The organism is Paenarthrobacter sp. NPDC089322 (assembly GCF_040684895.1).
Classification (GTDB): Bacteria; Actinomycetota; Actinomycetes; order Actinomycetales; family Micrococcaceae; genus Arthrobacter.
Genome location: NZ_JBFBGW010000016.1, coordinates 70724 through 92266 on the forward strand (window position 1 = coordinate 70724; position 21543 = coordinate 92266).

18 protein-coding genes are annotated in these 21543 nt (G+C 62.8%); 6 read left to right on the plus strand and 12 right to left on the minus strand.

Features of this window, described 5'->3' with window-relative positions; genetic code table 11:
• Positions 1–100 precede the first annotated feature (100 nt).
• Positions 101–2392, plus strand: a complete 2292-nt coding sequence (locus AB0N65_RS15445; protein WP_364163288.1) for a bifunctional SulP family inorganic anion transporter/carbonic anhydrase — start codon at positions 101–103, stop codon at positions 2390–2392.
• 201 nt (positions 2393–2593) lie between these two features.
• Entirely contained in the window at positions 2594–3184 is a 591-nt protein-coding gene (locus AB0N65_RS15450) for a DUF1992 domain-containing protein (RefSeq protein WP_364163291.1), read from the plus strand.
• A 140-nt stretch (positions 3185–3324) separates the two neighbouring features.
• Here AB0N65_RS15450 and AB0N65_RS15455 read toward each other — a convergent pair whose 3' ends face one another.
• Positions 3325–4677: an ammonium transporter gene (locus tag AB0N65_RS15455; protein ID WP_364163294.1), complete on the minus strand. Its 1353-nt coding sequence runs from the start codon at positions 4675–4677 to the stop codon at positions 3325–3327.
• A 139-nt stretch (positions 4678–4816) separates the two neighbouring features.
• Positions 4817–6064 (minus strand): MFS transporter, encoded by a 1248-nt coding sequence (locus AB0N65_RS15460; protein WP_364163384.1) that lies wholly within the window; start codon positions 6062–6064, stop codon positions 4817–4819.
• A 167-nt stretch (positions 6065–6231) separates the two neighbouring features.
• Between AB0N65_RS15460 and AB0N65_RS15465 the strand changes: the two genes are divergently transcribed.
• Positions 6232–6963, plus strand: coding sequence for a glutamine amidotransferase (locus tag AB0N65_RS15465; protein ID WP_364163386.1), 732 nt, complete (start codon positions 6232–6234; stop codon positions 6961–6963).
• Here the strand turns inward: AB0N65_RS15465 and AB0N65_RS15470 are convergent.
• From AB0N65_RS15470 to AB0N65_RS15495, 6 genes are all read right to left on the minus strand, one after another.
• Entirely contained in the window at positions 6941–7828 is an 888-nt protein-coding gene (locus AB0N65_RS15470) for a helix-turn-helix transcriptional regulator (RefSeq protein ID WP_364163296.1), read from the minus strand. The two genes, AB0N65_RS15465 and AB0N65_RS15470, sit on opposite strands and share 23 nt — an antisense overlap.
• A 189-nt stretch (positions 7829–8017) precedes the next feature.
• A complete protein-coding gene (locus AB0N65_RS15475; protein ID WP_364163299.1) occupies positions 8018–10195 on the minus strand; it encodes a transglycosylase domain-containing protein in 2178 nt (725 codons plus the stop codon).
• A gap of 107 nt (positions 10196–10302) precedes the next feature.
• Positions 10303–10776 (minus strand): ATP-binding protein, encoded by a 474-nt coding sequence (locus AB0N65_RS15480; RefSeq protein ID WP_364163302.1) that lies wholly within the window; start codon positions 10774–10776, stop codon positions 10303–10305.
• A gap of 301 nt (positions 10777–11077) precedes the next feature.
• Entirely contained in the window at positions 11078–11776 is a 699-nt protein-coding gene (locus AB0N65_RS15485) for an aspartate/glutamate racemase family protein (RefSeq protein WP_364163306.1), read from the minus strand.
• Positions 11766–13205 carry an MFS transporter gene (locus tag AB0N65_RS15490; protein WP_364163309.1) on the minus strand — a complete coding sequence of 480 codons (1440 nt, stop codon included), beginning with the start codon at positions 13203–13205 and terminating at the stop codon, positions 11766–11768. The genes AB0N65_RS15485 and AB0N65_RS15490 overlap by 11 nt, the downstream gene beginning before the upstream one ends.
• 683 nt (positions 13206–13888) lie before the next feature.
• Entirely contained in the window at positions 13889–14473 is a 585-nt protein-coding gene (locus AB0N65_RS15495; RefSeq protein WP_364163312.1) for a DinB family protein, read from the minus strand.
• 72 nt (positions 14474–14545) lie between these two features.
• On the opposite strand from AB0N65_RS15495, the gene AB0N65_RS15500 reads away from it, so the two are divergent.
• Together AB0N65_RS15500 and AB0N65_RS15505 are read left to right on the plus strand one after the other, a co-directional pair.
• Positions 14546–14851 carry an MmcQ/YjbR family DNA-binding protein gene (locus AB0N65_RS15500; RefSeq protein WP_364163315.1) on the plus strand — a complete coding sequence of 102 codons (306 nt, stop codon included), beginning with the start codon at positions 14546–14548 and terminating at the stop codon, positions 14849–14851.
• A gap of 98 nt (positions 14852–14949) precedes the next feature.
• Positions 14950–15243, plus strand: a complete 294-nt coding sequence (locus AB0N65_RS15505; RefSeq protein ID WP_364163318.1) for a hypothetical protein — start codon at positions 14950–14952, stop codon at positions 15241–15243.
• 121 nt (positions 15244–15364) lie between these two features.
• Here AB0N65_RS15505 and AB0N65_RS15510 read toward each other — a convergent pair whose 3' ends face one another.
• Genes AB0N65_RS15510 through AB0N65_RS15525 form a run of 4 tightly spaced genes read right to left on the minus strand, consistent with a single transcriptional unit; the run spans position 15365 to position 20504 of the window.
• The gene (locus AB0N65_RS15510) at positions 15365–16177 is read right to left on the minus strand and encodes a bifunctional allantoicase/(S)-ureidoglycine aminohydrolase (RefSeq protein WP_364163321.1); all 813 of its coding nucleotides are present in this window, start codon (positions 16175–16177) and stop codon (positions 15365–15367) included.
• 14 nt (positions 16178–16191) lie between these two features.
• On the minus strand, positions 16192–17454 hold the full coding sequence (locus AB0N65_RS15515) for an aldolase (protein WP_364163324.1): 1263 nt from the start codon (positions 17452–17454) through the stop codon (positions 16192–16194).
• A gap of 1 nt (position 17455) precedes the next feature.
• Positions 17456–19069, minus strand: coding sequence for a malate synthase A (aceB, locus tag AB0N65_RS15520; RefSeq protein ID WP_364163327.1), 1614 nt, complete (start codon positions 19067–19069; stop codon positions 17456–17458).
• 34 nt (positions 19070–19103) lie between these two features.
• Positions 19104–20504, minus strand: coding sequence for an NAD-dependent malic enzyme (locus AB0N65_RS15525; RefSeq protein WP_364163331.1), 1401 nt, complete (start codon positions 20502–20504; stop codon positions 19104–19106).
• A 221-nt stretch (positions 20505–20725) separates the two neighbouring features.
• Here AB0N65_RS15525 and AB0N65_RS15530 point away from each other — a divergent pair, with 221 nt between their 5' ends.
• The gene (locus tag AB0N65_RS15530; protein WP_364163334.1) at positions 20726–21481 is read left to right on the plus strand and encodes an IclR family transcriptional regulator; all 756 of its coding nucleotides are present in this window, start codon (positions 20726–20728) and stop codon (positions 21479–21481) included.
• The last annotated feature ends 62 nt before the right edge of the window (positions 21482–21543 follow it).

Sequence of the window (21543 nt, forward strand, 5' to 3'; positions counted from 1 at the left end):
ATTCACAGGTTTTGTCACACCTGTCACAAACTCTTGTCACTTGGCATGACAACTTTTCTACGCTGGGAAGGTCCACCCTTCCCGAGCCAAAGGAAATCCCATGCCAAACATCCAGAAGACCGCCGCAGCCAAAGACGCCCACAGCCCACCGGGACCCAACGCCAAAAGCAAACCCAGCTTCCTCTCCAACCTTGGAGCCGACCTCCCGGCCTCCCTGGTTGTCTTCCTTGTAGCCCTCCCGTTGTCCCTCGGAATCGCCGCCGCTTCCGGGGCCCCTGTCATGGCAGGCCTCATCGCCGCAGCCGTCGGAGGCATTGTGGCCGGGGCCCTCGGTGGGTCGGTACTGCAGGTGAGCGGCCCCGCCGCCGGGCTGACCGTCGTCGTGGCCGGCCTGGTAGACGAGTTCGGCTGGCAGGTGACATGCGCGATTACTGCCGCTGCCGGCGTCGTGCAGTTGTTGCTGGGCCTTAGCCGGGTTGGGCGCGCGGCGCTGGCGGTGTCGCCTGTGGTGGTCAAGGCCATGCTCGCCGGAATCGGCATCACCATCATCCTTCAGCAGCTTCACGTGCTCCTCGGTGGCCAGGCCGCCGGATCCGCCGTCGAGAACCTGGCCGCACTCCCGGCCGCCATCACCAACGTCGAGCTCCACTCCGCCCTGCTTGGCCTTTCGGTGGTAGGCATCCTCGTCGCGTGGAAGTACCTGCCCGCAGCGGCGCGAAAAATACCCGGCCCGCTGGCCGCCGTCGTCCTTGTCACCGCGGTGTCCGTCACCGTGGCGCCGGCCGTCCCGCGCATCAGTTTCAGCGGCTCGATTTTTGACGCCATCGCCCTGCCGAGCCTTCCGGATGGTAAGTGGAGGGCGGCCGCGATGGCTGTCATCACGGTTGCCCTGATCGCAAGCATTGAATCCCTGCTGAGCGCGGTTGCCGTTGACAAAATGCACACGGGTTCGCGGACCAACCTCAACCGGGAGCTCATCGGCCAAGGATCGGCCAACATGGTTTCCGGCATGATCGGAGGGCTACCCGTCACGGGCGTGATCGTCCGCAGCGCCACTAACGTCGAAGCCGGCGCGGCCAGCCGGGCGTCCGCCATCCTCCACGGTTTTTGGGTCCTGGTGTTCTCTGCGCTGATCGCCGGCCTCATCCAGCTGATCCCGCTGTCCGTGCTTGCGGGCCTCCTGCTGGTGATCGGGGCCAAGCTCATCAAGGTCGCCGACATCAAGACCAGCCTCCGCACGGGCGACCTCTTGGTGTACGCAGTCACACTGGTGTGCGTTGTGTTCCTGAACTTGCTCGAAGGCGTCATCATCGGCCTCGCCCTCGCCGCCCTGAGCGTGCTGTGGCGGGTGCTGCGGGCCCGTATCCAAGCCCACACTCCCGTCAGCGAAGGCCTGCCATGGCGCATCACCGTCGAAGGTTCCTGCAGCTTCTTTGCCCTGCCGCGCCTCAACCGGGTGCTTCATTCCGTACCCGAAGGCAAGGACGTGGTGGTTGAACTCAACGCCGACTACCTGGACCACGCCTTCCGGGAGGCGTTGGTTGCGTGGCAGAGCCAGCACCACACCACCGGCGGTACGGTCACCATCGAGGAACATGGCACCACGGTCTTCCGGGACGCCGCGGATAACACACCCCAACGCCAGGAACCACGGGAATTCCCGTTGCCACCCCGGACTTCGTGGCAGCCGTCGCCTTCCGTGGTGCACACCCCGGAAGAGGACGACGCCGGCGGGCAGCCGCCGCCGCGGTCAATCCTCCTGGGCATCGACAAGTACCACCGGCGCCACGCAGAGAAGGTCCGCCCCTTGGTCCAGGACCTCACGGATGGGCAGAACCCGGACACCCTGTTCGTAGCCTGCGTGGACTCGCGCGTGAACCCCAACCTCATCACCAGCAGCGGTCCGGGGGATCTGCTGACACTGCGGAACATCGGGAATGTGGTCTGCAGCGACGATCACGACGCATCGATTGATTCCACACTTTCTTTCGCAGTCAAGGCTTTGTCCGTGGACTCGGTTGTGGTGTGCGGGCACTCCAACTGCGGCGCCATGAAAGCTGTTTTGGCGGACGCGGAGGGCGCTGCTCCTTCTTTGGGAACCGGGTTCCACACCTGGCTTGATCATGCCCGTCCCAGCCATCTTGCACTGACGGAAGGACATCCCGTAGCCCTTGCCGCCGCTGCCGAAGGGTACAGCCGCCTGGACCAGTTGAGCATGGTGAATGTGGCCGTTCAACTGGAGAAGCTGGCAGAACACCCCGTTACAGGTCCGGCCCTCGCGTCCGGCGACGTGCAGGCCACCGGATTGTTCTACGACATCTGCACAGCCCGGGTGGTCCTGGTGACACCCGAGGGCATTGAGCAGCTGGATCCGAGCATGGCTGTTCGCTGATTCGTCCCCGCTCGGGGCACGTGTTCCGCCACGACCTACTTTGCTGTGAAGCCCGCCCCGACACGCCGTTCCGGACGGCGCGTCGGGGCGTCTGCTGCTTCAAAGAAGGTCGTGGCCGCACGCTCTTAAGTCTGTTTGGAGCGCCATTTCGTGGGGAATACTGAAAGAAGGACCTCAAGCTCGTGAAAGGCGGTGCGGTCCGTGGAGAACGAAGGCAACGCAAGGCACCGGCTGGAACGGGCAGCTGAACTCAGGGCAGGCCGGGGTTCAGTGGGTGACGCCCGTGAACGAGCGGAACTCGATGCCGACGACGCCCTCCGGGAAAAGCGCCGCAAAGTCAATGAGGCCGCCCGGGCGGACTATCTGGTGCGGGAGGCCATGGCCCAGGGCAAGTTCGATAACCTCAAGTACGCCGGCAAGCCAATCCCCGGGCTGGGAAAGGGCTACGACCCCGATTGGTGGGTCAAAGGACTCATCCAGCGTGAACAGATCAGCGGCCTCGGCCCACCGGCCATCCTCCTGAGAACCGAGGACGCAGAACTCGATTCCAAGTTGGACCAGCTCTACTCCGAGAAACAGGTCCGGGACACGGTCGAGGATTTCAACAAACGCGTCATCGAGGCCCGCCGGCAGTTGCAGGGCGGCCCTCCGGTGATAACCAAGCTCCGCGACGTGGACCTTGAAGTGCAACGGTGGCGTGACAGCCGTGCCTCCACCGCCCCGCCCGAAACGCAACCGGAACCGCCGTCGAAACGCAGCTGGTGGCAACGGCTCTGGGAGGGTAGCGGCTAACCCAAGTAGGTCGCAGTTAAGCTCGTTTTGAGCGGTGAAAACGCGCACAAATGCGACCTACTTGGGCAAGCACGCGCACAACAGAGGACGACGACGGCACGCAAGTACCGTCGTCGGGCTCTGTTCCTGTGCCGGTGCCGTTAGGCGAAGCTGTCTTCCTTGGCTTCCTGAACAGGAGGCGCCTCCGGCTTCCGCTTGAGCAACGACGACAGGTGCGACTGCTGCTGACGGAAGTGTCCGTGGGGAGTGAGGCCGAATTCGTAGGCCGACTCGGCGTGCTGGGTCAGGTCGACACCCGTGACTTCGTGTTCGTGGGTCACCCGGAAGCCGATGGTCTTGTGGATGGCCCGGCCGATCACCCACGTGCCCAAGCCCGACAAAGCGATGGTGAGCAGGACCGCAACGGTCTGCGCCACGAGCTGCTGGGGGCCGCCGCCGTAGAAGAGGCCACCGCCAACGCCGTCGTGTGGAAGGGCGAGGAAGCCGAGGGAGAGGGTCCCGATAACGCCGGCGCCGAAGTGCACACCTACGACGTCAAGCGAATCGTCGAACCCAAACTTGTACTTGAGGTCCACGAAGATCGCGCAGGCTGCACCGGCTACCAGGCCGAGCCCGAGTGCCGCGAGCGGACTGATGTCGGCGCAGGACGGGGTGATTGCAACAAGTCCGGCGACTACACCGGAAGCTGCGCCCAGCGATGTCGGGTGGCCGTGGCGGATTTTTTCGGTGACGAGCCAGCTCAGCATTGCCGCTGCAGGGGTGACCAAGGTGTTGACCCAGATGAGCCCTGCCTGCTCGGCCGTGGCGGCAGCTCCGCCGTTGAACCCGAACCAGCCGAACCAGAGGATGGCTGCGCCGATCATGATGAACGGGACGTTATGCGGACGGTGGTTCGGGTCTTTGGCGAATCCGTGACGCTTTCCCACGATCAGGGCGAGGACGAAAGCGGCGGTACCGGAACTGACCTCGACAACCGCGCCGCCAGCGAAGTCAATCACTTGTCCGAAGATCTCGGTGAGGGCGCCGCCGGCGCTCATCAGGCCGCCGCCCCAAATTATGTACGCCAGCGGGCAGTAGACCACAGTGACCCAGATCGGAACGAAGATCGCCCAGGCGCCGAATTTGGCCCGGTCGGCAATGGCACCGCTGATGAGGGCAACGGTGATGATCGCGAAGGTTGCGGCGAAGCCCACCTTGATGAGGTCGGGCGAACCCATGAGGTCCTGCAGGCCAAAGTGCGCAAAAGGATTGCCGAACAGGCCCAGGAAACCGTCGCCGGTGGTCATGGAATAGCCCCAAAGCACCCACACCACGCCCACGATTCCCGCGGAGATGAAGCTCATCATGATCATGTTCAATGCTGCCTTGGCGCGGGTCATACCGCCGTAAAACAAGCCGAGGCCCGGAGTCATGAAAAGCACCATTGCCGATGACAACATCATCCAGACGTGTTGCGCAGAGATCTCCACCTGCGTTCCCTTCTGATCAGACATGGCCGGTGTGGTCCGGCCTTCACTAACCCCCGATCAATATTCGGTGAGCTATGTTTCCGACTCAGAAGGGACAAGTTGCAGTCAAGTTACAGAAAACGCACCTTCGTGAAGATCACGTGACCGGGATGTTTCGCAGATGTTAACGGCGCTTCTCACGACGCCCGGATTCGCGTCGCCCGGCCGGATATCCGCCGCGCCTGCTGGCGATGATAATGGCCAATGCGATGGCGGTGGGCAGCGCGGCCGCCAACGGTACCAATTGCGCGCCAACCGCGGTCAACGCCAAGGCCCCGTAAGCTGCGCCCACGGCGATGCCCAACTGGATGGTGACAACCGTGAGTCCGTTGGCGGCGTCCTTGTGCTCACCCCCCGCGAGCAGGATCGCGGCTTGGTTGTAGATGCCGATTGCGCCGAATGCCACGCCCCACATGACCAGCAGGGCGGTCACGCCCACCCACGTGCCGCCCAAGAGCGGCAGTAGCGCGAACGCGAGCAAAAGAAGTCCGACGGCGGCAATCACCGACCGCCGTGGATGGGAATCCGCTGTCAGACCGGCAATCCAGATCCCCACCAAACCCGAGACCCCGACGATCGACAGGGAAGGGCCGGTGAAGGCCTCCGGCAGGCCCGAGGAGAGCAGGAACGGGGCAACGTAGGTGAACAGCGTGAAGTGTGCCAGGAGGATGAGCGGCCAGGCTGTGGCGATGGCAATGACGCCGGGAAGTTTCAGTGCTTCGCGGATCGAAGGTGTCTTGTGGGTTCCGGGGTCGTGTGCGGCGGGGAGGAGCCACAGCGCCAGCAACGCCAACAGGACCCCAACCCCGGCGAGCACCACAAAGGAGGCCCGCCAGGTCATGATGGTGCCCATCAACGTGCCGATAGGAGCACCGACGGCCAATGCGATGCTGGTTCCGCTGAACACCACGGCCATGGATTTGCCCACTGAGTGCGGCGGAACGATGCGCGCCACGTACGGGGCCATGCTGGACCACAACATGCCGTGGGCAATACCACCCAACAACCGGGCAGCGATAGCCACTTCCAAGTTCGGGCTTAGCGCCAGCAATACGTTGCTCAGTGCGAAGGCAAGCACTGTGCCCACCAGCAGCGTCTTCCTGGGGATCCTCCCACCCAGTAGCCGGGACAGGGGAAGAGCCGTAAAGACGATGATGGCTGCGTACGCTGCCGTCAGCGACCCTACCGCGGATTCCTCCACGCCAAGGTCCCTGCTGATCTGGGGAAGCAAGCCCGACGGCAGGAGTTCGGTGGTGACGGCTGTGAAACCCGCTGCTGCGAGGACCAGCAAACCGGGCCAGGGAATTTTGGCGGGTCGAAGGCTGGTGGCTCCGGATTGCCTGGCGTGTTCGGATTTCCGGGTTTCAACCACGGAAGGGTCCTGCTTCAAGAATGGCTCCTTTGGGATGGATCACGGTACGGGACGTTAGCGTGAACAATCCCTACGCTACGCAATAAGGCAGGGGCTCTGGGAGTGTCTGTCAGACACCCCCAGCAACATACATGGACACCCGTACATTCCTCCCGCAGACTGGGCCTGTGAAGCCCTTCCTGTTGCTGGCCACCCGAGCAGAAGACGCCGCCGCCGATGACGAGTACCAGGCATACCTGCGCTACTGCGGTCTCAGGCCGGACGAACTGCTCCGCGTGCGGCTGGAGTCTGCGCCCTTGCCCGCATTGGAACTCGATCACTATTCCGGAGTCATCGTTGGCGGCAGTCCCTTCACCTCCAGCGACCCTGTAGAGGAGAAGACCACGACCCAGCTCCGTGTGGAGACAGAACTCTCCACGCTCCTGGACCGCATCGTGGCCGAGGACTTCCCCTTCCTGGGAGCCTGCTATGGCGTCGGCACCTTGGGGGTGCACCAGGGCGCCACGATCGATCGGCGCTTCGGCGAACCAGTTGGGCCCACGAAGATCATGCTGACGGTGGAAGGAAGCAAAGACCCACTACTACATGGGCTTCCCACCACGTTCGAGGCGTTCGTCGGGCACAAAGAAGCATGCGCTAAGTTGCCGGGCCACGCTGTGTTGCTGGCGAGCTCGGCAGCATGTCCTGTTCACATGTTTCGGATCAAGAACAACCTGTACGCCACACAGTTCCACCCCGAACTCGATGCGGACGGGCTGATCACCAGGATCAACATCTACAAAAACGCCGGCTACTTCCCGCCGGACGCCGCGGACGAACTCATCGGGACCGCCAGGCAGTCTTCTGTGACCGAACCGATGAGGGTGCTGCGGAATTTCACCGAACGCTACGCGCGGTGAGGGCGGTTTCCACAATGTTCCCGGTGGCCGCCCAGGACGCGAGCATCTTCAGCGCATCCTCCGATGGGCTGCCCGGAACAGCGGGGTACACGGTCAACGTGTAGCCGGGGTCCTCTTCGAGGTCCAACACTTGGTAGTTCAGTTCCAGCAGGCCTACTACCGGGTGCTTGAAGGTCTTGGCCCCGGTGTAGTGGCGGCGAACGTTGTGGGCGGCCCACCGGGTCCGGAATTCGTCGCTGCGCATGGACAATTCGCCAACGAGCTCGGCGATGCCTTTGTCGTGGGGAGACCTGCCGGCGTCGCGCCGGAGGATCGCGACGTTGACGTTAGCCGCGCGTTCCCAGTCCGTATAGAAGTCGTGGGAGCGCGAGTCGAGGAAAATGAAGCGGGAGTGGTTGGCCGGACGCGCAGTTGTTCCCTTGTACATGTCTGAATAGAGCGCGTAGCCCAGGGCGTTCGCTGCGACGATGTCCATTCGGTTATTTCCGATGAACGCCGGCGCACCTGTGATGGCGTCCAGCATGTGCTGAAGCACCGGGCGCGCTGTGGCGGCTGCCGACGTTGACCGTTTGCGCGCGGACTTGTTGGCAGCCCGGGCAAGATCGTACAAGTGATCGTGTTCGGCCCGGTCAAGGTTCAGGGCACGGGCGATCGAGTCGAGCACACTGTCGGAGACGCCGTTCAAGTTCCCGCGTTCAAGCCGTGTGTAGTAGTCCACGCTGACGCCCGCCAGTCGCGCCACCTCTTCACGGCGGAGACCACTCACGCGACGCCGGCTCCCGAACGTCTCCAGGCCAGCCTGCTCGGGGGTGATGCGTCCGCGGCGGGACGACAGGAACTCTCGTACCTCGGCTCGGTTATCCATACCAACACCGTACGACGGAACAGGGACCACCTGAGAGGGTCTGTCAGAACCAGCCTGAACAAGGCACCCCTCGCGTTGTGTGGCCCGCTTTGCGTGTCTCGTCGTCGCGAAAGGTCGTCACGAAAGGAGGAAGAGCGGGTCCCGCAACGAGGAACGCCCGACGGCGGAAGCCGCCGTCGTGCTTTAAAGTCACCGTGGCGTAGCAGTTGCCGAAGGGGGCGCGGACGGCGGAGGTGCCGGTGCCGCAAAGGCGCCGCTCGGGTAGAGGGCTGTGGCTTCCATCATGAAGTTGGCCCATTGCGGACCGGCGATCATGTAACCGTCCAATGAACGGTAGAACTTGCCGTTGATGGTGACGTTTTGCCCTGCCCGCTGCTGGCCCGCGGTGGTATCCCCAAAGAACGAAGCCGTGGATATCCGGGTGGTGTAACCGGCAATCCACGTGGCACCGTTGTTGTTCGACGTACCGGTCTTGGCCGCCACGGGAACTCGGCTTTGGACCTTGGGTTCGATGTACACACCGGACCCAACCTTGAGTACGTCCTGCAGGACGGCGTTCACTCCGCGGGCAACTTCAGGTTTCACAGCGCTGCGGCACTCGGGGGTTTGGGCGTCGTATCTCCGGCCTTGGGCATCGGTGATTTCGGTAATCGCCATGGGTTTGCAATAGGTGCCGTCGTGGGCGAAGGTCGCATATGCGCTCGCGAGGACCAAGGGGGCGACGCCGATGGAACCGAGCAGGTTGCCGATCTGGTGCATGTTGATCGGAGCATTGTCCAAGCCGCTGTGGAGACCAACGGCGTCCACCATCCGCTGGATACCGCAGAAGTCCAGTTGTGCTGCCGTGGCAAACGTTGCGGTGTTGATCGAGTTGTACAGGCCATAGTTGATGGGCATGCTGCGGTAGTAGCCCTCGTCGTTGTTCTGCAGGTCATCGTCAGCACCGAGGTTCTGGGCTTTCTGTGCAGTGCTGTATCCGCCGAGCACCTTGCCGCAACTGGAACGCCACGGGAAGCCAACCGGGTAGACCCTGCGGGAAGCATCCACCATGGCGGTGGGGGATTTACCCTGATTGAGCCATTCCGCGAAGATGAACGGCTTCATGGTTGAGCCCGGTTGGAATCCGCCCGCTCCGTTAAGGTCTAAACCGTTCTCATCCTTGGCGTCCACGTTGAAGTTCAGTTGCGTATCGAACTTGCCAGGCGTCGGCACAAACACGGTGTTTTGCGCCATGGCCAGGATCTTTCCCGTACCCGGCTCCACCGACGTCAGTGCTGCGCCCCACTTGTCCGGATTTTCACCTGCCGACGCGTCCACCTGGGTTTGGGCAACAGCCTGCAGCCTGCTGTCCAGGGTGGTGGTGATGGTGAGGCCGCCCCGGTACAGGAGCCGTTCACGGTCTTCAACGGTGGGCCCGTAGGCCTCGTTGTTCAAAATCAGGTGGGATACGTAATCGCAGAAGTAGGTGGCGATCGTGGCACCGGCGCAGCCCTGCAGGGAAGGGGTGATCTTGAGTTCCACGGGTGACGCCACAGCAGCGTCATGCTCGGCTTGGGTGATCATGACTTGTTCCAGCATCCTGTCCAGCACAAGGTTTCGCCGGTTGAAGGCGGATTCCGGATTGGCTGTGGGATCGTAAATGCTGGGTCCGTTGACGAGCCCGGCCAGGAGGGCGGCTTGCGGCAAGGTCAGGTCCTTCGCCGTGGTGCTGAAGAAGTAACGCGACGCCGCCTCAATACCGTAGGCATTCCGATTGAAGAACACGATGTTCAGGTAGCCCTCAAGGATCTGTTCTTTGGTGAAGCGCTTTTCCAGTTCAAGGGCGAGTTTTATTTCGCGGAGCTTGTCGCCAATGGTCTTCTGGCCGCTGAGGACTACCTCCTCCTTACGGCCCTCCGACAAACGGGACTCGTTCAGCACATTGGTGACGTACTGCTGCGTCAGGGTGGATGCGCCTTGCCGGGTTCCCTGCGTCAGGTTGGACGTCAATGCCCTCATGATGCCTTGGGCGTCAACGCCCGTGTGCTGATAGAAGCGGCTGTCCTCGATGGCGACGATCGCCTTGCGGATGAAGGGTGACATCTGGTCCAGCGGGACCTTCACGCGGTTCTCTGCATAGAACGTTGCAATGTGCTGCCCGTCCGCACTGACAACGGTGCTGGAAAGGGACGGGGATTCCACCTCGAGCTGGCTTGGCAGACTGTTGTAAAAGCCGACGGAACTGCCCACCGTGGAACTGGTAAAAGCGACCATCGGCGCCAGGAAGCCCGTGATCAGCACCCCGCAAAGGATGCTCACGAAGAAAAACCCGAAGATCCTCAAAAGGACCTTGCCCAAACTGAACCGTGGACCCTTGCTCCGTGCCATTTTCGTGCCATTCCCTCGGGATGCCAGGCTGAAAAGTAGCTACAGAATACGTCCGCGAACGCCGCCGTTCCATGGTTTGGGCCCCCAAAAATGGTCCCAACTTGGACTCAATCGAGGGGCAATGTAACGCTCACGCTGGTGCCCTGCCCGGGTTCGGAATCGATCTCCACCGTTCCTCCGGCGTCGTGCACGGCGATGGACATCAGCAGCAGTCCAAAGCCATGCCGGCGACCACTGGGCGCGGCGTGGATCTCGAAGCCTTTGCCATCGTCTTTGATGGTCAGCTGGATACCGTGGTACACCGCGTTGAGCTTGATGGTGAGTTCGCTGGCTTCGGCGTAGTTCAGGGTGTTGCTGAAGGTCTCCTGCGCTACGTGGTAGAGGAGGGCTGCGGATGCGGAGGAAATTTCAATTCCGTGGTGGGGTATGTGCCATTGAACGGATACTCCTGAGCGTCGAAGCGGCGCAGCGAGCCTGTCGATGCAACCTGCAACACCCAGCGCGTGGAAGTCCACGGGGTGCTGGTCCTGGATGATGCCTTTGACGGCGATCACCTCTGTGAGTGCTGGTCCTTGATCCATGTTGTCCCCCACATCATTGTGTTCTTGCCGGATATTCGACGCCGAAACCCCTCTGTATTGGTGCTCCGTGTGCTTCCAGCGTGGCCCTGCAATATCAAGGAACTTTGCTCGTTTGGATCAATTTCCCATCAAGTTTGCGGGGTGGGCTTGCGGGGGTTGCGCACCTCGTGCGTGGGCACCCAACTGGGTCGCAGTTAAGCGCGTTTAGCCCCGTCAAAACGCGCTTAAATGCGACCTAGTTGGGCCCGACGGCGGCACTTGGGTTCCGCCGTCGGGCCCTGCTTTTTTGGGGGGCGGGCGGTTAACCCAGTTGTGCGAACTCAGTGAGGAGCAGCCGGCACGCGCTCGGAACAGGTTGGATGATCTCGACGGCGGTGGTCCCGGCCAGGCGGCGGGCAGTGGCGCTGAGTGGTCCGCCGGCAATGATGACGGCCTCGGCGCCGTCCTGATCCATCGCCGCATGGACAGCATGGGCCAACTCCTGGAACTGCCGCTCGGGGTCTCCGGCGAGGACCAGCGGCTCGGACTCCGTAAGCCGGACCCCCGTGAAGTGCTCCGACACTCCGTGCGCGGCAACCAGTTTGCCGAGTGCGTCCACTAGCAGGGGTGTGCTGGTGGCCATCCCGAAACGGCGGAGTGAACCGTCCGGAGCGTGGGCTGCTGCACGGACGGATCCCTGCCCGATGCCGATTACGGGGATGTCCAATTCGCGGGCCAACCCTGCCCGTCCGGGATCCCCGATGGCCGCCACCAGAACCCCGGTGACCTTGCCGCCGTCGGGCCCTGACAAGTAGCCGAGCACGGCGTCCCGCACATGCGTTCCGGACTCTGCCAGGGACTGCGGGTCAACGATCATTGCCGGCCCCGCCGCCGCAGTGAGCCCAATGACTTCAAAGCCGTGGGGCACCAAGTTCTCTTTGGCAAGGTGGACCATTGTGTCCGTGGTGTTGCGGTTGGTGTTCGGGTTGACCAGCAGGACGGTTTTCGTTTCAGTGCCCATAGATGGCTGCCTCCTCGTCATGTCCTGGTTCGCCGTCTTCTTCGAGGGGTTTGCCAAAGGTTTCCGGTGGGAATTGGACGACGATTGCCAGGATGCAGAAGAGTACGGCCAACGTGGTGAACATGCCCGGCAGGCCGGCGGCGTCGAACACAGCGCCGGAGATGAGGGGGAACAAACCGCCGGACAAGGAACCCGCGGCGAGAATGATGGATGTTCCGAAGCCACGTGTACGGGTGGGGTAGAGCTCGGGTGCGAAGAGCCAGATGGTGGTGTTCAGGATGATGACGGAGAAGTTGAAGAGGACGCCGAAGATCACCACGAACACGATGTCGCTTGCGAGGAATGCCATGGACAGACCGGACAGGCAGCCTAGAATCGCGGCCGCTGTCAGGACTTTCTTCCGGGGCAGGCGGCTGGCAAGGTAAGCGGCCGTGCACGCGCCCAGCAGTGAACCCGATTGCATGATGAGGGTGAACCACAGGCTCGTATTCACCGCGTACCCTCGTGAAACCAGGATGGTCGGCATCAAGGTCAACATGGAAATCTGGGCGGCGTAGGACATGCAGACCGCGATGCACAGAAGGACCGTTCTCTTGAGGAGTTTGCCGCGGAGCGCATCCTTCCAATGCCCTGTGGACTTGGTAGTGGCGGGGCTGGATACTGCGGTGATGTAGGTGTCCGGATCAGTGATGGGGCCGGAGAGTCTGTTGCGTGCGAGCCGTGTGATGACCAGGTTTGCTTGGTCGATCTTGCCTTGCGACGCCAGGAAGCGAGGGGTCTCGGGGACGAAGCGCCGGAAGAACATCACTAGCAGGGCAGGGATGAAGAGCAGGCCGAAGACCCAGCGCCACTTGTCCGGGCCGTCAAAGATCGTAAAGACCAGGATGCCAAAAGCAGGTGCCAGCATGTTTCCGAGTCCGGCTGCTGTGACGTTGATGAGTCCCACGGCTGTGCCGCGGTGTTTGGCGGCGAAGAACTCCGCCATCATGATCACGGCTACCGCGATTTCGCCGCCCAGTCCGAAGCCTACGATGAAGCGACCGGCAGCCAGGATGGGGTAGTTAGGGGCAACGGCACAGAGAAGGGAACCCCCTGCGAAGATGATGAGGTTGATGACCAACATGTGCCGTCGGCCGAATTTGTCCACGATTAAGCCGGTCGCCAGGCGTCCCAGTGCGGTTGCCGTAAACGTCATTGTGTTCAGCAAGCCGATCTCGGTAGCGCCCAGGCCCCACGATTCCCGGAGGATGGGGCCGGTGATGCCCACAGCGTTCTGCTCGAGCGCGTCAAAGAAGACGCCCAACAGGATCATGAAGACGATCTGCCGGTGCGCCCCAGTCACCCCGATCCGCTGGTAGGCGCCTTCGATTTGTTGTGCCAGGGATCCGGTCCGCGGTGTTGCAGCCTCCTGGGCAAGGTCTTTTTCCACAGTGCGCTCCTATCTGAGCTCTGAAGGTTCATTCATTGCCACGCGAATGTTCCGTCATGCGAAATCGAAATATCACATCAAGGAATGTGATGTAGATTACACTTTGGAATACCAAAGGACCATAGTGGAGGCTGTAAACGGATTGTGACCGGGCTTTGGGATACCAATCTCCATGGGAAGGGGTGCCGGCCCCGTGGCCCGGATCAGGAACAGCGGCATTTCACTCCCACGTTGTGGCCTTCCGCGATCGCAGAGGTGGTCCCCGTGATGTTCCCGCCCTACGTGTCCTAGGCAAACGCCGGCTTCAGCGTGGTTGCGTCGTCAAGCACGACGTCGGCAACGTAGTCCGTGACGGTGCTGTCACCGCTGCCGGTGGTCACCGTGGAAATGGACACGCCCGTGTCACCTTGCCTGTATGTCGCGTCAGTGACCACGGCGCTTGCCGAGGTGTCCGCGGAGGTGCTGTCCGCCGTCGTGGTTGTACCGGAGGTGCCCGCTGGCTGGCTTCGTACTCCGAGACGTTGGTGATTTGCGCGTGCGGAATGACGAAGCGGTCGAGTGCCCAGGCGGCGGCACCACCGGCAGAAAGAGTGACCGCCAAAACGACCGGGACGACGGCGCGCCGTGCTACGGAGCGAGGCTACGCCGGAGGTTTGCCCGACTTAAGCGTGGGCTGTGAAATTTTACCGGTGTCGGTCTGCCTCCCGAGCGGCTGCCTCGATTCTGTAACGGTGCGCTGCCCACTCCTCCGAGTTGCGTTGAGGGATGTTCGGATCGCCCGGGCGTTGGCCTGCCGAGCTGTCGATAAGCTCCCGGATGATGTCCGCGTGCCCGGCATGACGTGCGGTTTCGACGCACATGTGGACGAGGATCTGGTGCAGGGTCACGTTCTTCTTCTCGTCTGACCACCACGGCACCACCCCTGGCGCATCCAGGGCAAGGGACTCGATGGTCTCATCGCTGTGCTTGGCGGAGAAGTGGTGGAGTTCGAGGATTTCTTCACGGGTCTCGGTTGCCGGTACCCACATGTCAGAATCGGGTTCGGCGTCATCGGCAAGCCACGGCAGGTCACGCCCGCTTGGCCGACCGAACGTCACCCCGAAGTAGTCCAACTGCACGCTGGCAACATGTTTCACCAAGCCCAGCAGGTTTGTGCCCGTGGGGGTCATCGGGCGGCGGGAATCGTACTCGCTGAGGTTCTCCACTTTGCCGAGGAGGTCCTCCCGGCGCGTTCGGAGGTAGTTGAGCAACGTTGCTTTGTCATCCATGGTGAGCACTCTACCGAGGCGTACTGACAGGAAGGGGTTTGACGGGCACTCTGCGCGCTGCCACAGTGAACCATGGCCACCGAAGAGGACGTCAGGAGAATCTGCCTGGATTTGCCGGGTGTCAGCGAACGGCCCAGTTGGGGTCAGCCCGCGTGGTTCGCCAGGACCCTCATGGCTCGGATCTGGGAGGACGGCGTGGTCACCGTGAAGACTGATGAGCGCGAAGCCCTCGCCGCCATGGAACCGGACAAGTATTACTGGACCCCGCATCACGAGCGCTCCCCGAACCTGGTCCTGGTCCACCTGGACAAGATCGACGTCGGCGAACTCACCGAGCTGCTCCAGGACTCCTACCGGATCGCCGGCGCACCCAAGTAGGTCGCATTTGTGCGCGTTTTGACGGCTCAAAACGCGCACAACTGCGACCTACTTGGGTGGGTCAGGGGCTGGGCAGGGTAGGGGGTGGGCTTGCATGCATGGGGGATAACAACACGCCCGGGGAACACAGCACACCGCAGCCTGCACGGAAAGTTACTGCCGCCGTCGTGCCGTGGCTGGGGATGGTGGCGGTGCTTGTCGGTCTGATCGTGGCGTGGATCAACAGAGACTCAGGAAGCTGGTTCGCCTACGCGCCACTGAGTAATGAGGTCTTCACGGGAAACGGCGCGGCATTCATTAGCCTCGGTACGCAGATCGGGCTGGCAGTGACGGTCGCGGGGCTCCTGGTCCTCGCGTTTTGGGCCGGGCTCGCCATCGGCCGCCGCCGCTAAGCCCGGCGCTAGGCTCGCCGCCGCTGAGCGAACTCGCCGGAAAACGAAAATCGCCGGAATACCCCAGCAAAAGCTGGCAGCATTTCCGGCGATTTCCTGCACCCACGCAAGCAGAACAGAACTATGTGAGCTTCACTTGGCGGTTCATGTCCTTGTACAGCAGGTACCGGAACTCGCCCGGACCACCGGCGTAGCAGGCCTGCGGGCAGAACGCGCGCAGCCACATGAAGTCGCCAGCCTCAACCTCGACCCAGTCGTTGTTGAGCAGGTACATGGCCTTGCCCTCGAGGACGTACAGGCCATGCTCCATGACGTGTGTTTCCGGGAAGGGGATCACGCCGCCGGGCTGGAAGGTGACAATGTTGACCTGCATGTCGTGGGCGAGGTCGCTGGAGTCCGTAAAGCGTGTGGTCTTCCAGACGTCGTTGGTGTCCGGCATAGAGGTCGGCTCAATGTCCTTCTCGTTGGTCACGAAGGACTTGGCCTCGTAACCCTCGAGCCGCTCGTAGGCCTTGCGGATCCAGTGGTAGGACACGATGTCGTCCGAGACGTTCTCCACGCCCCACTCGGAACCGGCTGCGAGGTAGGCGTAGCCACCCTCCTCGAGATGGTGTAGTTCGCCGTCGAGGGTCAGGTTGAGCTTGCCCTTGGTCACGAAGACCACGCCTTCAACGCCGGCTTCGAACTCGGCCTTGGGGGCACCGCCGCCGGGGCCGATCTCGACGATCAGCTGCGAGAACGTAGTGGCGAAACCGGAGATCGGCCGCGCAATGATCCAGGAGCGGGTGTTGGTGAAGCCCGGCAGGTTGCTGGTCACAATGTCGGTAAGGACGCCCTTGGGGATCACGGTGTACGCCTCGGTGACGATGGCCCGCTCGGTGGTCAGGTGCGTCTGCGGCGGCAGCCCGCCCTGCGGGTAGTAATAGTTGCCCATGAGTTTGCTCCTAGTCAGTGGGACGTTGGTTGTGCAAGCCGCGGGTGCGCCAGTGCGGTCAGCTGTGAAAGTTCGACGCCGGCAAGCGCCTTGACCTCGTCGGTCCCCACTGCGCCGCACTGGACGCCACGAAGGACGAAGCCGGCCAGGGCACGGGCGGTGGCGGGCTCGTCCATGACGCCGCCTTCGGTACGTTCGACGTAGTTGCGCAGGCGCAGCGCTGCTGCCGGCAAGCCTTCGCGGTAGAAGGCGTACGACGCCGAGAAGCGGCTGGGTAGCTGGGCGGCGTGGAGATCCCAGCCCTGGTAGTAGCCGTTCTCCAGGGAACGACGTACCAAGCGGCCATGCAACTTCCACGCGTCTTCCACTGCATCACCGACCGGGATGATGTTGGTGGAACCGTCGGACAAGCGGATTCCCGTGCCGGCAACGGCGAGCTGCATGACTTCCTTGGCGAAGTCAGCCACGGGGTGCTCCATGGATTGGTATTCCGCGGAGATGCCCAGCGAAGCGCTGTAGTCGTAAGTGCCGTAGTGCAGTGCGCTGATGCGGCCCGGAACGACGTGGGGGAGCTGTGCCACCGGCGAGGTGCCATCGGCGCCAAGGATGAGCTGCGGCGTTTCCACCTGCACCTCGAAGCGGAGCCGGCCTGAGGGGAGTCCGTGGACTTTCTCGAGGCGTGAGACGGCGTAGTCCATGGCCTGGACCTGTGCCACGGTGGTGACCTTGGGCAGGGTAAGGATCAGCCCGGCAGGAAGCTCCCCGGCTGCAGCCAAAGTGGACACGAAAAGGTCCAGCGTCTTCAGGCCGCGGGCACGCGTTGCGGCCTCGAAGCACTTGAAGCGGATGCCGATAAACGGCGGAGCTGTTCCGGCCGCAACCGCAGCTGAAACAGCCTTGGCGGCAGCAACGACGTCGGCATCTTCGGCCTCGTCGCCCCGGTCACCGTAACCATCCTCGAAGTCCAGGCGGAGGTCCTCGATCGGTTCAGCAGAAAGCTTCGCTGCAACCCGCGCGGCCACAGCGGCAGCGAGGTCCGGTTCCTGGCCCAGAAGCTGACCGAGCTTTTCGAGGCCACCGTGAGCCTCCGCCGTCGAAAGTGCCTGCGCGCCCCACTCGGCTGACAAGGTGGGCGTGAAGCGGTCGGCCGGGACGTAAACCGTGTGGATGGGCTGGCGTGAGCCGTCGTCGCCGGGGTAGTTGCCGTCAAGCAACTGGTCCGTGGCGGCGAGCTGCGACTCGATATGAGCCAAATCAGAAGAAGAGAATGAACCCATCTCAGCCCACCAGCTCATACGCGGGCGTGGTGAGGAAGTCCGTGTACTCATCGGAGAGGCAGATGTCCTCGATGAGCTTGGACGCCGGCTCGTAGTACTTCTTGAAGTTGTCGTCGCCGAATTCGATGCGCAGGCGCTCGGTCTCTTCGCCGAGAATGCGGCTCACGAGTTCGCGGGTCACGGTGTTGCCCGTGTCTGCGAGGATCGACTTGTTGCGAAGTTGCTGCCACACCTGCGAACGCGAGATTTCCGCCGTCGCGGCGTCCTCCATGAGGTTGTGGATGGCAACAGCGCCGCTGCCGGAGATCCAGACCCCGGTGTAGGCGACGGCGACGTACAGGTTGAGGCGAAGCCCGGCTTCCGTGACGGTACCGCCGGCGGAAGCGACGTCGATAAGCTGCTCGGCCGTGACGTTCACCTCGGGGCGCTGCTTGTCCAGCTGGTTGGGCTTGCCGCCATTCGCAGGGTCGCCGAGCACGGAGTCGAACACTTCGCGGCATGTGGAAACCAGGTCCGGGTGGGCAACCCAGGAGCCGTCGAAGCCGTCGTTTGCTTCGCGGGTCTTGTCGGCGCGAACCTTGTCGAAGGCTGCGGCAGTGACGTCCGGCTGCTTGCGGTTGGGGATGACCGCGGCCATGCCACCCATGGCGAAGGCGCCGCGCTTGTGGCACGTCTTGACCAGGAGCTCGGTGTAGGCGCGCATGAACGGAGCGGTCATGGCTACCGTTGCGCGGTCCGGGAGGACGAACTCCTCGCCGGCGTCACGGAAGTACTTGATGATGCTGAAGAGGTAGTCCCAGCGGCCGGCGTTCAAACCAGAGGCATGGTCGCGGAGTTCGTAAAGGATCTCGTCCATTTCAAATGCGGCCGGGATGGTTTCGATCAGCACGGTGGCGCGGATGCTGCCCTGCGGGATGCCGAGGAAGTCCTGGGCGAATACGAAGATGTCGTTCCAGAGGCGGGCCTCGAGGTGGCTCTCCATCTTGGGCAGGTAGTAGTACGGGCCGTGGCCGTTGAGGAGCAGCTGCTTGGCGATGTGGAAGAAATGGAGGCCGAAGTCCACCAGCCCCCCGACCGTGGGTTGTCCGTCGATCAGCAGGTGACTTTCTTCCATGTGCCAGCCGCGGGGGCGGGCCACAACCACGGCCAAGGGAGCATCCGTGCGAAGGCGGTATTCCTTGCCTTCGGGGGAGGTGTAGCTCAGGGTGCCTTGGGCGGCGTCGCGGAGGTTGAGGACCGCGTCGATGACGTTGGGCCACGTGGGCGTTGAGGCGTCTTCGAGGTCTGCGAGCCAGACCTTGGCGCCCGAGTTGAGGGCGTTGATGGCCATCTTGGCAGGGGTTGCCGGGCCGGTCATTTCAACGCGGCGGTCTTGCAAAGCCGCCGGTGCCTCCGCGACTTTCCAGTCGCCGTCGCGGATTTCCCGGGTCTCCGGGAGGAAGTCCAGGCGGCTGGTGTCAGCAACCTGCTGGCGCTTTGCCTTGCGGGCTTCCAAAAGGTCGTTGCGGGTGCCGGCAAAGCGCTTGTGCAGTTCCTCGATGAAGGCCAGTGCTTTGGGAGTGAGGATTTCCTCGGCGCGTTCGATCGGCCGGGGATCGGTGACTGTAATAGCCATGGGAGCGGATTCCTTTTTCTAGTGAGCGCTGGTGCTAGCGGGCGCTGGCGGCATTGGCGTGCGCAGCTGCGGCAACGGCTGCAGCCACGTCCGCGGCAACGTGGGGATCGAAGACGCTGGGGATAATGTAGCTCGCGTTCAGCTCGTCGTCAGCCACCCGGTTGGCGATTGCCTCGGCAGCGGCTACCAGCATGTTCGGTGTGATATCTGATGCCCCTGCATCCAGCAGGCCGCGGAAGAAGCCCGGGAATGCCAGCACGTTGTTGATCTGGTTAGGGAAGTCGCTGCGTCCTGTGGCTACGACGGCTGCGTGCTTGGAGGCGATGGCCGGGTCGATTTCCGGCGTGGGGTTGGCCATGGCGAACACGATGGCGTTCTCGGCCATGGAAGCCACTTGCTCTTCGCCGATGACGTGCGGGGCGCTGACGCCGATGAACACGTCGGCTCCCTTGAGGGCGTCGTGGAGGGATCCGGAGAAGCCTTCCTCGTTGGTGTTCGCGGCAATCCAGGTGCGGTGCTCGTCGTCGTACTTTTCACCCGAGTGGATGGCGCCCGAGCGGCCGGCAGCGACGATGTGCTGTGCGCCCTGTGCCTTGAGGAGCTGGATGATGGCCGAGCCTGCGGCGCCGACGCCCGAGACAACGATCTTGACCTCGGACAGCTTCTTGTCCACCACGCGCAGGGCGTTGACCAGGGCTGCGAGCGTGACGATCGCGGTGCCGTGCTGGTCATCGTGGAAGACAGGGATGTCCAGCTCCTCGCGGAGGCGGTTCTCGATCTCGAAACAGCGCGGTGCGGCGATGTCTTCGAGGTTGATGCCGCCGTAGACCGGGGCCATGGCCTTGGCGATCTTGATGATTTCCTCGGTGTCCTGGGTGTCCAGGCAGACCGGCCAGGCGTCGACGTTGGCGAATTGCTTGAACAGCGCGGCCTTGCCCTCCATGACCGGAAGTGCTGCGGCCGGGCCGATGTTGCCCAGGCCCAGCACTGCGGAGCCGTCGGTGAGGACGGCGATGGTGTTGCGCTTGACCGTCAGGTTGCGGGCGGCGGCCGGGTCTTCGGCGATGGCCAGGCAGACACGCGCGACGCCGGGAGTGTAGGCGCGGGAAAGATCGTCGCGGTTGCGGAGGGCTACTTTCGGGACAACTTCGAGCTTGCCGCCGAGGTGCATGAGGAAGGTGCGGTCGGAGACGTGCTGGACGGTAACGCCGTCGAGGGCATTGAGGGCGTCCTTGACGCGGCCTGCATGGGCGTCGTCCGTGGTGTTGCAGGTCACGTCCACGACAATCGTCTCGTGGTGGGATTCCGTGACGTCCAAGGCGGTGATTGCGGCGCCGGCCGCACCCACCGCAGCTGCCAGTTCACTCGTAGCCGTGAAGCTCGACGGCGCGGCGACGCGCAGGGTGATCGAGTTTCCGGGGCTGGGATTCGCCATTGAAATTCCTCCTGTTAGGCCCGTTCCCGGGCCGCCGTTCCAAACTAAATGTTTTCGTATTATGGATATTATTATCTACAAGGTGGAAACACAACCCCTTGCGCGGTCATGTTCGGTGTCGTCGCGTTGCTGCCGTACGTGCTGTATCTTGGGTGTTCTAAGCAATTCTTTTCACGATGCGGATAAGAGTTGTCGGAATCTGAGTCATTGGAGACAAGGGAATGGCTGAAAAAGCCTCCGGAGGCGTGCAGTCGGTTGAGCGCGTCTTTGAACTGTTGGAACTGATCACCGATGCAGGCGGCGATGTCACTCTCAGCGAGCTGTCCTCGTCTACAGACCTGCCCTTGCCCACCATCCATCGCCTCCTGCGGACGCTGGTGGCGCTCGGCTATATCCGCCAGCTTCCCAACCGGCGCTACGCCCTGGGCCCGCGGCTCATCCGCCTCGGTGAAGGGGCCAGCAAGCAGCTTGGCGCCGTTGCCCGCCCCCAGCTGAAGACTCTTGTGGAACGGCTCGGGGAAACCTCCAACATGGCCGTTCTCGATTCCGACATGGTCATCTATGTGGCACAGGTTCCGTCCATGCACTCGATGCGCATGTTCACGGAGGTTGGCCGGCGCGCCCACACGCACGACACCGGCGTAGGCAAGGCCATCCTCGCCCAACTGGACGACGAGCAGGTCCGGGGCATTGTTGCCCGTACCGGCATGCCCACTCCCACGGCCAAGAGCATCGGCGACATCGACTCCCTCCTGGCAGACCTCAAAGTGATCCGTGAGCGCGGCTACTCCATTGACGAGGAAGAGCAGGAACTCGGCGTTCGCTGCTTCGCCATGGCAGTGCCCAATGCGCCCACTCCCACGGCGATCTCCGTCTCCGGGCCGATCACCCGCGTTGACAACCACTTCGGTGACCGCGCCGTTCCCCTCCTCCGGGAGGCAGCCTTGGCGATCTCCAAGGAGCTCAACCAGAACTAACCCCCGCCGAGATGGCATTTGATGGCAATGTTTCCTGGAAACATTGTCATCTTTTGTCATCT